At 41.8% G+C, this 12,281-nt stretch carries 11 protein-coding genes; 3 read left to right on the forward strand and 8 right to left on the reverse strand.

Going from position 1 to position 12,281, the window contains the following annotated elements; all coding sequences use genetic code 11:
- Nucleotides 1-36 precede the first annotated feature (36 nt).
- From ABVF21_RS08855 to ABVF21_RS08875, 5 genes are all read right to left on the reverse strand, one after another.
- On the reverse strand, nt 37-426 hold the full coding sequence (locus tag ABVF21_RS08855) for a DUF4181 domain-containing protein (protein ID WP_371018052.1): 390 nt from the start codon (nt 424-426) through the stop codon (nt 37-39).
- A 27-nt stretch (nt 427-453) separates the two neighbouring features.
- Nucleotides 454-1,011, reverse strand: a complete 558-nt coding sequence (locus ABVF21_RS08860; RefSeq protein ID WP_303529946.1) for a GNAT family N-acetyltransferase — start codon at nt 1,009-1,011, stop codon at nt 454-456.
- 554 nt (nt 1,012-1,565) lie between these two features.
- Entirely contained in the window at nt 1,566-2,300 is a 735-nt protein-coding gene (locus ABVF21_RS08865; protein ID WP_303529950.1) for a YqcI/YcgG family protein, read from the reverse strand.
- A gap of 56 nt (nt 2,301-2,356) precedes the next feature.
- A complete protein-coding gene (locus ABVF21_RS08870; RefSeq protein ID WP_303529951.1) occupies nt 2,357-3,208 on the reverse strand; it encodes a dimethylarginine dimethylaminohydrolase family protein in 852 nt (283 codons plus the stop codon).
- Between the two features lie 168 nt (nt 3,209-3,376).
- Nucleotides 3,377-6,568, reverse strand: coding sequence for an SNF2 helicase associated domain-containing protein (locus ABVF21_RS08875; protein WP_371018053.1), 3,192 nt, complete (start codon nt 6,566-6,568; stop codon nt 3,377-3,379).
- A 123-nt stretch (nt 6,569-6,691) separates the two neighbouring features.
- Between ABVF21_RS08875 and ABVF21_RS08880 the strand changes: the two genes are divergently transcribed.
- Both ABVF21_RS08880 and ABVF21_RS08885 read left to right on the forward strand, forming a co-directional pair.
- On the forward strand, nt 6,692-6,943 hold the full coding sequence (locus ABVF21_RS08880; protein ID WP_303529955.1) for a hypothetical protein: 252 nt from the start codon (nt 6,692-6,694) through the stop codon (nt 6,941-6,943).
- A 48-nt stretch (nt 6,944-6,991) separates the two neighbouring features.
- Nucleotides 6,992-7,372, forward strand: a complete 381-nt coding sequence (locus ABVF21_RS08885) for a carbonic anhydrase (RefSeq protein WP_371018054.1) — start codon at nt 6,992-6,994, stop codon at nt 7,370-7,372.
- Between the two features lie 99 nt (nt 7,373-7,471).
- Here the strand turns inward: ABVF21_RS08885 and ABVF21_RS08890 are convergent, their stop codons facing one another.
- Nucleotides 7,472-7,819, reverse strand: coding sequence for a hypothetical protein (locus tag ABVF21_RS08890; protein WP_303529957.1), 348 nt, complete (start codon nt 7,817-7,819; stop codon nt 7,472-7,474).
- A gap of 164 nt (nt 7,820-7,983) precedes the next feature.
- Here ABVF21_RS08890 and ABVF21_RS08895 point away from each other — a divergent pair, with 164 nt between their 5' ends.
- Nucleotides 7,984-9,159, forward strand: coding sequence for a hypothetical protein (locus tag ABVF21_RS08895; protein ID WP_283152742.1), 1,176 nt, complete (start codon nt 7,984-7,986; stop codon nt 9,157-9,159).
- A 51-nt stretch (nt 9,160-9,210) separates the two neighbouring features.
- Here the strand turns inward: ABVF21_RS08895 and ABVF21_RS08900 are convergent, their stop codons facing one another.
- Together ABVF21_RS08900 and ABVF21_RS08905 are read right to left on the reverse strand one after the other, a co-directional pair.
- Complete coding sequence (locus ABVF21_RS08900; RefSeq protein WP_303529960.1) at nt 9,211-10,419, reverse strand: Bcr/CflA family efflux MFS transporter; 1,209 nt, start codon at nt 10,417-10,419, stop codon at nt 9,211-9,213.
- 142 nt (nt 10,420-10,561) lie between these two features.
- A complete protein-coding gene (locus ABVF21_RS08905) occupies nt 10,562-12,271 on the reverse strand; it encodes an ABC transporter ATP-binding protein (protein WP_194220634.1) in 1,710 nt (569 codons plus the stop codon).
- Between the last annotated feature and the right edge of the window lie 10 nt (nt 12,272-12,281).

Raw genomic sequence — 12,281 nt, forward strand, 5'->3', positions numbered from 1 at the left:
TTTACTATTTCCACAGAACGTCTCACGTCTAAATTATCATGAATGTCCGATGAGAAAGATGAGATAAGAAAGTCCAATCATGAAAGAGCCTAGAAATTGATGGTAATAGGCTTTATCATTAAAATTTCTCAGTCGTTCCTCGATCCCTTGATTCAGATTTTGAAGGAAAAACAATGCAAAAATCGGGCTAACCTTCATCATAATAGGATTGTTTTCACTATTAACGTCGATATTAAGACTTAAAAAACTATAATTAAAAGAAACGACTAAGACGATATCAGTAATCATAGAAATCTTGTAACGATCCTCCGCAAACATCCAGGTCCATTTGCTTCTAATACCAAGATGCCTTTTCAAATAATACTCGCTAAGCCACAGATAAATCGCTAGTAAACTAACTAAGCATACAATCGTAAAAGTATTCAATCGAAAGCTACCCCCTAACATTGTTTTTTATAGCGTAGCTTTCCATTCATCCGAAAGAATTGAATACATCTTAAAGTCATGAAACTTCCCCTTCGCAAACATCGCTTTTCTCATAATGCCTTCAAACGTCATGCCCGCCTTTTCCATCACTCTAGCGGATCCTTTGTTCGCGACAAAGCACCTGGCTTGAATTCGCTCTAATTCTAATACATGAAATCCATAATCTATGATTTTCTTAGCCGCTTCGGTCATATACCCTTTGCCCCAGCAATCTTCAGCAAGCACATAGCCTATTTCTGCTTTTTGATGTTTACTCTCAATGGTTACAAAATCGATCGTACCGGCAAGCTGACCAGAAGATTTTAGTTCCATGCCCCATAGTGCTTTGGTTTCTTGACGATAACCGTCAAGGATTGTCTCAACGAAGCCTTTTGTATCCTCTATAGATTGATGCGTTTCCCAACTTACATGCTGTGATACATTGGGATTGGAGCCGTATTGATAAATAGTTTGAAGATCACCCTCGGTGATTTTTCGTAGAATCAAGCGTTCCGTTTCTAACTGTGGTATTTTTAAAGAATTCAATAATTAGCCCCCCATTCTATGACGATGTAACGTATTTTTTCAGGAACACATTCTTTTAAAGAACATTGATTAAATCCATATTTTCGTATTCAACCGAACACCTATTCATATCTTAATGCTGTGTTTTGATTCATTACTCTGCTTACATCCATAAATATAACAATTTCATAAAAAGCAAAGTAAATAAGATTAGTAGGATGCTTTTCATTTCCGCTATCGGTGAAGGTTCTTCCTGTTTCTTCCTTATTTTTCGTCTATACTCATTCTGAATTTTAAAGAAACTCTTCTTCTCTTTCTTTTGACCCTCCATCTGAGTACCTCCCAAATGAATCCGTAAAATAGTCAATCCATTTCCAGGAGCTTTATATTCAGTTCTTACTTTGGTAACCCTTACATTACTAACGTCTCTTTTCTTAAAACCGCTGGATTTGTACCATTTTAACATATTATTCCACGTGGGGTTCCAAAAGAATGATAGGTTATTAATAAAACGACACATGAGCCGGCTCATGTGTCGTTAAGGTTACTTATTTCATATTCATCTAGAATTCAACTTAACTATTTTTATGAAGGAAAGGGCATTTTCCGACGATTGGCTCTATGTCATCCCCGATAAACGACTGTTTCCATTCATTATGGTTAGGATCTCCGAAGTGGCTAATATCCGGATGCTTCGGAAGGTTATCCCATTTCTCTACACGCGCACGCACTTTGTCACGCGACATAATGCCGCCTTTTTCGGTTCCTTCCAATCCTTGAAAGATCGTTCTTGGCTGAAATCCTAAGATCAGGCTATTACCAAGGTTACGCGTTTTGCGTTGTTTATAGGCAGGGGCGTTTCCAAAAGTAAAGATCGGCTCTCCCGCGAAGTGAAAATCCCATAAAAAGTGTTCGGGATCCTTTGGTGCTTCACTTGGCCATGGAAAACGATCCTGGTTATGTAGATACTGTAGAATGTCCCAGAAGTAAGAACGATAGTAGTCAATCGACTTTTCTTCCTTTTCCGGCTCTACAAAAATAAATAATCCATGCCTTATTTTCGTAGGTTCACGAAATAAGCTAAGAAAGCTTTCCACCGCGTCAGGCAAGTTCGCCCAATCATCGTGTTCAATGTAGGAATAGCGCAGCTCTCCTTTTAGTTGAGCAGTTCTACCGAAAAAACAAGGAAATGTCGGATCTGTGACTAACTCACTGAACGTCTTGTATTCAGATAACAGCCATTCTGGCAGATCTTTACGATTCTCAATATCCTCCTTTGTTAACAAGAAGCGACTTTCTGTCTTTAGCATGGGTTTCTCTCCTTTGAATAAAAACTTAACTTTGAAAACGTAGCCTGTTATGTGACTTAACCTCGTTTAAGTGGAAGAGTACAGCACCGAAACGAACCGCCTGATTTAATGATTTCAGAGAAGTCTACAGGCAATACGCGAAAGCCTTCAGACTCCAATACGCGATTTAATCGTTTGTTTTGCGAGAGGCTAACAATTTTACCTTGACCGATCGAAAGAACATTTGGGCCCATATAAAACTGTTCTTCTTTTGACACGTAAATCAAATGAAAACGAGCATTTAACTTCTTTAAATCCTCACTAGTAAAAGCGTGCGGATAGACGAGCGCAACCTTTTCACTAATGATGTTGAACACACAATCTAGATGAAGAATCTCATCGGTTAACGTTAATGGTTCAATTTGATAATCAGGTAGGCGCTTTTGTAGTTCTTGAATGGCTAAGTTAGACGTTCGTCCACTTTTTCCAACGTAAACGGTCGAGCCATCAATAACGACATCGCCCCCTTCCATTGAGAGCGGCAATCCTTCTTGATAAGTAATCGAGCTTTCTTCCAGCCATGCTTTTAATGTATTCGTTTCTTGCTGACGAACTTGTTCACTCATTGAAGCGACGAATAGCTCTTGACCAATCGTAAACCCAATGTCTCGCGTAAAGACTTGCTCGGGAAGCTCGGGATTAGCCTCAAGTTCATGAACATCAACAGAATGTTCTTTAAGAACGTCAACAAATTCACTGTGCTGCTTTAGTGCCTTAGGAATGTTAATGTTGCTTCTTTCATAATGCTTTTGCGTTTCATTTATAATTTCAGTTATTTTCATAAAGGAAGGTTTTACCACCAACACCTTTTTTAGATCCGTATATTCAGTGTTACACTGTATGTTTTGTTTGATCGCTACTTCGCTCATGTCCCTTACCTCCATCTTGCATTTACGTCTTTCTTCCCTCTCTCGGCCAACCTAAAACCTGGATAATCAAAATAAGTGAACGCTTTGTCAATCGGAAGATCTTTCATTCCTCATCTAAAAAAATCCCCGCGCTGTACGCAGGGATTTAGTATTTTACTTTTATTCCATTTAAGCATCCATCAATATTTCTCGTATATCTTCTTCCGTTAAGTTTGTGTTCGCCTTTTCGTCTGAATCAATGATTTCCCCGATGAGCTCGCGTTTTTTCTCCTGGAGGTCGTTCATTTTTTCTTCAATTGTACCGCGGGCTACTAGCTTCATCACGTTGACAACTTTATCCTGCCCAATGCGGTGTGTACGATCTGCCGCTTGCTCTTCAACGGCTGGGTTCCACCAAAGATCGTAAAGCACAACCGTATCCGCTCCAGTTAGGTTCAGTCCTGTGCCACCAGCTTTTAACGAAATCAAGAAGACATCTCGTTCGCCATTGTTAAACCGATTGCACTTCTCTACTCTTTCCATAGATGGCGTTTCCCCATCAAGATAGAAAAAGTTATGTCCACGAGCGGCTAGCTCTCTCCCAATGATTTGAAGCATTTTCGTAAACTGAGAGAAAATCAATATTCTCCGACCAGAACGCCTTGATTCTTCGACAATTTGAAGCAGCTGCTCGAATTTAGCAGAGCTCCCCTTATACCCATCAACGAACAATGCGGGGTGACAACAAATTTGGCGCAGTCTTGTTAAGCCAGCTAAGATTTTGATGCGATTCTTACTAATCGTATCTCGATCAAGGTGTTTGAGCGTATCGGTTTTTAACTTCGCAAGAAAAGCGGCGTATAGCTTCTTTTGCTCTGGTAGCAAATCTGTTAACTCTAGAGATTCGAGTTTATCCGGAAGCTCTGCTAAAACATCCTCTTTCATTCTTCGCAGTAAGAACGGCCGCACTCTTCTCGCGATCGTTTTTTTCGTTAAATTCCCGTAAGCTTTTATCCCCTTGAAAAGCTCAGGGAAAACAACGTGATAAATCGACCAGAGCTCTTCAATCGCATTTTCAACAGGCGTACCCGTTAGTCCAAAGCGATGATCGGCGTTGATTTTCTTTACCGCACGGGCGGTTTGAGTTGAAGGGTTTTTGAATGCCTGTGCTTCATCAAAAAAGACGGTGTGGAAGGATTTTGTTTCATACCATTTCACATCGCGACGAAGTAACGGATAAGACGTGATGATAACGTCCATTCCTTCGACCATTTGTTGAAGCTTGTCACGTGTTGATTGATTGCCATCAATGATCAGCGTTTGAAGCTCTGGAACAAATTTTTTCATTTCATTGTACCAGTTATACGTAAGGGATGATGGACAGACGATAAGAACAGGCTTTTTCTGTTCACGAATGGCTCTAAGCTCAGATACGATAAAGGTGATGCTCTGCAGCGTTTTTCCGAGTCCCATATCATCTGCGAGTACGCCGCCAAATCCATAGCTCGCAAGTGTTTTCATCCATTCATATCCTTGAATTTGATAATCACGTAAAATCCCTTCTAATTCGGGCGGTACTTCAAATTCCATTCGACTCGGATGCCGCACGGAATCGAGAAATTCGCGAAACGACTGGTCTGCTTGAAAAATGTTCTTCTGCTCGATCGCATCCATCAAATTGGCGCCTTTCGTAACGGGCAAGGAAAAATATGGCTCCAGTTGTTCTTGAGGAGGAACGGTCGTTAAGAAATGATGAATGTCTTCCATTTCCTTCGTTTCAAGCGATAAGAGCGATCCACTCCGAAGACGGTAGTATTTCCGCTTTTCTTCTAATGCAGCTAGGATTTCTTTAATTTGATTGTCGGATATACCGTCCATTTCAAATTTAAATTCTAACCAGTTTGTTCGTTCTCGCTTCTTCACCTTTACGTTGATTTTAGGATATGTTTTTTTGTGAACGAGACGATTCCGAACAGCAGTCGTCGCATATAACTGAAGCAGCGATTGAAGCTTTGGAACGGTATGATAGAGAAATTCATACTCAAGCTCTTCATTTTGCATCAAATAGCCACCGTCCGTTTTGGAAAATCCGCTCTCTTCCATCATCGCAAGAATTTCTTCTTCCTTCTCAACATCGCGAATGATGGTTGAACCCGGCACATCGCGATTCTCTAACGGCTGAATCACTACTTCTTCATACTGAAATTCAAGCCCTGCTAGCAGACGATTTCTAATGCGATCTAAGTAAAGTCTCGCCTTTAACGGTGTTCTCATAAATTTTTCACGGAAGGCTCTCGAAAGTTCTACATTTCCCATTCGTTTCAAATCAGGTACAACTTTTTCAAGAAAATGATCAATCTGTGTGTAAGGAATGGGAATATAATTTGTCCCGGGTGACGGGAGCATCTGCTTCAATTCAACGATTCGATGAAAGTCTCTCTCTTCTAATTGAAAGATCGTTCCATGATAGACCATCGATTGATACGCATTCAATATGGTCATGCGTTCGAGTCCTTTAATCGTGACTTGGCAACTGTCCGCATCCGACTCATCTACGATAAACCGGATCGGTGGTGAGCCGTCGATCACGTTGAGACGTTCAAAGGAATGACCATTATGTTCGAGTTTAACGTTAGGCGCCTTTGTTAACAACGGGATCAGGCTGATCCACGAAGATGGCGAGATGATCAAGGTGTCTCTCGACGTGTGATCGGTGGATGTGTATGGCGCTGATTCTAGAAAGGCCTCCTCATCACTAGCGACTCGAATAAGGTGATGAAGAATCGCATCTGCTTCAATTGAAAAACAGTGAAGATTTGTATCATAAGTAAAGTTCGCGGAAATTTCACTAGGCTTCCCCTGTTTCACATGAGAAAGAACGTCGCGAATGCGAGGCACTTTTGTTTGTTCAATCGCTACTTCTATCCCAAGCATAGCCTGATCGTTTAGCGAAACAGGTTTACATGTAAATACCGCATCAAGCATCTTTCTTTTTTCAAAATAGCGTTGATGGCCGCTCTTTTTTGAACCGTCCTTCGTAAATAGCGTCATGAAGTCTTCTGTAAGCTCTCTATTATCAACCTTGTTTTCCTCTTGTGCTTGCTGAAACTGTTGGATCGCAACGAGGACAGCCGCAATGTGCTGACAATCTTTTTGGAAAGTGGCAAGAGAAGGGCAGCTGCATTCCGTTTGAAGCTGTCCATTTTGATCCTTGATTACCGATACGAAAAAATCTTCCGTTCCATGAACAGTGGCCTCACACCGATCATTTTGATTGCATTGAAAGGATACTTTATTTGAACGGTAATAAGCCTCCCCTTTCTTGAAAGAGAGATCCCCACACATTTCTTTGATTCGATTTTTGTTTAGTTGAATATCCATGTTATCCCGATCCTTCATAAATAAATAGCGTGATGGACGCTTCCATCTTATCCACTCGTTTTCTAGTTCCATTTTAGCATATGTCACAGGCACTTACGGTCCAATGCCTATACGATAATATCCTTGTTCTCATACACTATCGTACAACTAATTAAGGGGGAAACGATCGTGTATCGACCATATTATCACCACGGACATGGAAGCTACTATCCTGGTTACGGCTATCATCATGGCCATGGCAGTTACAATCCCGGCTACAGCTATCATCACGGACACGGAACTTATTATCCGGGCTATGGTTACCATCACGGGCAAACAACTTACCATCCTGGTTATGGCTTTCACCACAGCCAGAGCACCTTCCACCGTCTTTAAAAAGATAATGTAGTAATAAAATAATGGCGCATGAAAGACAGGTGCAACATGGAGAAACGATTCGGAACGGCATTGAACTGCATAGATGGACGAACACAAATCCCTGTCACACAGTGGTTAAAAGCACAATATGGTCTCGATTATGTTGATCTCATTACTGAGCCAGGTATGGACCGCGTATTGTCCCATGGTCCACGATGTGAAATCGAGAGCATAAGAGAAAATACGCTCATTTCACTCACCGCTCATGCTTCACAGGTTATTGCAATCGTTGGTCATTTCGACTGTGCTGCCAATCCCGTAAGCAAGCGCCAACACTTTACAGATATCGTTGCTTCCACCCAAGTTGTTAAATCGTGGGGATTTCCAGTTTGGGTCATTGGTCTTTGGGTGGATGAGTATGGCCGGGTAGAGGTTGTTAGTGTATAAAATAAAGGGCCGTCTCCAGCTTTAGGAGATGGCCCAACATATGTAGAAGCAAATTGCCGTATTACCCACCACTATTTATTGTTTCTCGCTTCAAATACTTTAAAACCACGTTCCTAGAAAGATCATCACACTAAAGAAAAGAAGGAAGATGAAACTTCGCATTTTGCTTCTTTTCCAAACTCTAATCGTCATTAAGATCGCACCAGGAACAATAAAGACGAGCCCCATTACTTTTGCAATGAAAAATTCAAAAACATTGCCAACTGATAATAGAAACGCTCCAATTATGAGAAAGCCACCAGTGCACAAAAACTCTAGTGTGCCAAAACTTTCGCGAACTTCTCTTTTTTCTTTCGCATTCATCTTCTTATACCTGATTATGACCGCTATCATAGGAAAGCCGTATATCAGGCTTAGTGTAACAATTGAATCGACGGTACTACTCACAAGCACACTCCTCATTCCATTTATTCCCTTCTATCATGTCAAATATAAGGAACCATTTCAATGATGAATGCACGACCTTCAGATAAGAAGCAGTTTTACTCTAATAAAATAGGGAATTCATTCTTCTAGATACTTACATAAAATTGGAGTGGGAGGAAGAAAAAGTGAGTACCGAAAAAATGTCGGTTGGATTAGTTACCCCGCCAGGTTACCCAGAGAAGTTAAGTAAAAAATTTAGTAGCGAATTGCCTAATCTCCTTCGCTATTATGTAGAAGATGAGTGTGAATGGCATGTGGATTCAACCGTTGATCCTCTCACAGGAGTCACTGAAAAACCCGAAGAAGTTCTAGAAGCAGGTTATAAAAGAAAAGAAGAAGAAAATTGGGACTACATCGTTTGTTTAACAGACTTACCATTCTTTCAAGATAGAAAACCGATTTTGGCAGAAGCTTCTACAAATAAAAAAGTAGCCATCATCAGTCTGCCAGGACTTGGATCGACCCCTATGGTAAAAAGAATAAGGCAATCCATTCTTCAATTAATAAACGAAATGTACTATGGTAGCCCAGAGGAAGATCGAGAAAAAGCGCAGAGACGATTACAAACGAAAGAGAACGATGAATACGACTACTTAAAGGAAAAAGGGTCGAAAAGACTCTTTAAAAAAGGGGGATTCGAACGCTTTTCTCCTATCAAGCGGGTAAGGCCTGGAGAAGAAACATCTATTGATGTAAGATATATCGTAAAGTCGCGGTTAAGTGGGGCCATTCGCATCTTAACTGGAATGGTAAGAGCAAATCGCCCGTGGGCGATCTTTCCCGCTTTTAAAAAGGTGATTATTTTTGCTTTTGCGACTGGGTCCTATGCTCTCGTGTTTCCTACACTCTGGCAGTTAAGTAACAGTTACGGTCTATGGAGAATGTTTATGCTTATGATCGTCTCCTCGTGCTTAATGGTCGGATGGCTTGTCCTAGCTCATAATCTATGGGAAAAACCAAGACAGGATCGAGCGAAATATCTTCGAAACCTCTATAATATAGCAACGATCCTGACGCTTCTTGTGACGGTTAGTTTCTATTATATTATACTATTTTTTATGTTCGCCGTAGCGGTCATAGCGTTTATTCCGATGGGACTGCTAGAATCGCAATTATCAGGTTCCGTTGGATACGATAATTATTTCTACATTACGTGGACAGCTACGAGCATCTCGATTATTATCGGCGCACTTGGGTCCGCCCTTGAAGATGAAGAAGTGGTTCTTTCCTCAACATACGGATACCGACAGCAGCAGCGATATAAGACTGCGAATGACTCGAAGGAAGAAGAGAATACTTAAGTAGTGAAAATGAAGAGACTAATTCAAAAAATGACCCTCCGAGTTGGAGGGTCATTTTGCTTCTACGTTATTCTTCTTTGTTAAGGTAAAAAAGATGATCGCACCAATTGAAGACGTTGTAAACAAAATCGCTCCCATTGGAACCGCAGTTGATTCATCAATCCCAACAAGCGGTGACACCATCGAACCGAATAACAGCGGCAGCATGCCTAATACCGCACTTGCACTTCCGGCGCGGTGGCCCTGCTTTTCCATCGCAAGCGTAAAAGTACTTGTAAGTACCATTCCCATAGCTGTCATATAGATAAAGATCGGGATGACGAGCGTTGCGAGTGGCCCTTCAATAATCGTCATGAGTAGAAGAAACGATGTAGCCGTGACTGCTGTAATAACCGCCGTACGAAGAAGACTTCTTTCATGAAAATAAGCACTTAACCTGCCAATCATGAAGCTACCAGAAATAATCGCAAGTCCGTTAATTCCAAACAGAATACTGAACGCTTGAGGTGAAACGTTATAAATCCCTTGATAAACGAATGGAGTGCCAGATACGTATGCAAAGCTACCACCGTGCACAAATCCAATCGTTAACGCATATCCGATAAAGGAGCGGTCCTTAAGCAGACTTCCCATCGTTCGCACAGATTGCTTCACCGTGCTTGGTAGCCGTTTCTCAGGCGGTAACGTCTCTGGTAGTCGGAAACCGATAACCGTCACGATAATCAGTCCAAGAATTCCAAGGAAATAGAAGATCGTGTTCCAAGTCGCAAACGGCAATAATAAAATCGCCCCTCCCGCAATGGGCGCGATCATGGGCGCTGTCGCATTGATAACCATAAGAAGCGCGAAGAATTTTGTTAACTCTCTCCCGCTAAAAACATCACGAACGACGGCACGTGATAAAACAACGCCTGCAGAAGCGGTGAACCCTTGAATAAACCGGGCAATAACAAGTGTTATTATGTTCGGTGCGACGGCACATAGAATCGAAGCGACCGCAAATAAGAAAATAAAAATGAGCAACGGCTTCCGTCTCCCCTGTCCATCACTGTAGGGTCCAACGACAATTTGTCCAACCGCTAACCCGATTAGACAGGTCGTTAAACTAAGCTGAACAAGCGATGCGCTCGCATTTAAATCACTCGCAATTCCTGGAAAACTCGGAAGATACATATCAATATTAAGCGGACCTAATATCCCGAGCATCCCAAGCAATAACGCGAGGCCAAACCGTTCTTTTCCTGTTGGGTTATGAAGCATGAGTGTTAACACCTTTCTTGCACAATGCATCAGTTAGTAGTCCAATAGATTTTAGCAAACGAGCATTTTCATTACAATTGATAAGACCCCGATTTGGAAAAAGAAAAACGATCCCTACGTATCATAGGAATCGTTTCATTCATCATCCAAACTGGGCTTTATGCAGACGGCTGTATATACCGCTGGATTCGATAAGCTCCGCATGGTTTCCTTGCTCGGCAATCCCATCCTTCGTCACAACCATAATCCGATCAGCATTCTTAATGGTTGCAAGACGGTGGGCAATCACAAGCGTCGTGCGCCCTTCCGTTAGTTCTTCCAGTGACTTTTGAATCGCTACTTCCGTTTCCGTGTCGAGGGCAGAAGTCGCTTCATCTAAAATAAGAATCGGTGGATTTTTCAAGAACATGCGCGCGATCGCAAGCCTCTGTTTCTGACCACCAGAAAGCTTCACACCTCTTTCACCAATCACCGTATCCAATCCGTCTGGCTGACTATAAATAAAATCATCTAGCTTTGCTTTCCGCGCTGCTTCAAGAATTTCTTCATCTCCAGCTAATAGATTCCCATAAGCGATGTTCTCGCGAAACGTTCCTGAGAACAGGAACACATCCTGCTGCACGATTCCAATCTGACTTCGAAGAGAGGAAAGCTTCAATTCTCTCACATCGATCCCATTAATCGTAATCGCACCACTCTGAATTTCATAAAAGCGAGGCAGCAAACTACAAAGCGTTGTTTTGCCAGCTCCAGACGGGCCAACAAACGCAACCGTCTCCCCAGGCTGTATAGATAAGTTGATTTTATTTAATACAGGCGCATAGCCCTCATAGCCAAACGAGACATCTTGATAGCGAATCTCTCCGCTAAGCGCCATTTCAATCGCATCTTCCGAATCCTGAATGTCTGGATCAGTATCAATGATTTCGGTATAACGCTTAAACCCAGCGATCCCTTTCGGATAGCTTTCAATAACGGCATTAATTTTCTGGATTGGTCCGATAAGTATATTTGATAATAAAATAAACGCAACGAACTCTCCGTACGTGAGCTCTCCTGAGATAACGAAAAAAGTACCGAACAGCAGCGTAAATAGCGTTACGACTCGCATTAATAGATAGTTCGACATGACGTTTTGCGCCATAATTTTATACGATTGAAGCTTAGTTGAGCGATAGCTCTCATTGTTTTGACGGAACTTCTCCTGTTCATGGTGTTCATTTGCAAACGCCTGAACGACGCGAATCCCTCCGATGCTATCTTCTACGCGGGAATTAATTTCAGCAACATCCTGAAACATGCGTCTGAACGTTTTCGTCATCTTTTTATTAAAGTAGATGGCGAGAATAATAAGAAGTGGAATAACGATAAAGGAAAGAACGGCAAGCTTCCAATTAATCATCAGCATCAATCCAAATGAACCAAGTAGCGTCATCACCGCCACAAAGACATCCTCTGGGCCATGATGCGCTACCTCGCCAATTTCTTCGAGATCTTTTGTAAGTCTTGAAATGCTGTGACCCGTTTTACTATTATCATAGTAACCAAATGATAGCTTTTGCATATGCGTAAACAGCTTCTGACGCATATCTGTTTCAATGTTAATCCCGAGCTTATGTCCCCAGTAGGTGACGATAAAATGCAGGCCGGTATTTATTAAGTAAATGAGGAGCAACCCAGCACACGCGAGAAGAATGATGCCCCAATTTCCCTCGGGTAGTAACCGATCGATTACCTGATTCACCGCAAGTGGAAAAGCAAGTTCCAACACTCCGACGATGATGGCGGATACGAAATCAAGGATAAATAGCCATTTGTATGGCCGGTAATAAGAAAAGAAGCGTTTGAGCAAAGAAAAACCT

The sequence above is a fragment of the Pseudalkalibacillus sp. JSM 102089 genome, from assembly GCF_041366475.1.
GTDB lineage: Bacteria > Bacillota > Bacilli > Bacillales > Guptibacillaceae > Guptibacillus > Guptibacillus hwajinpoensis_B.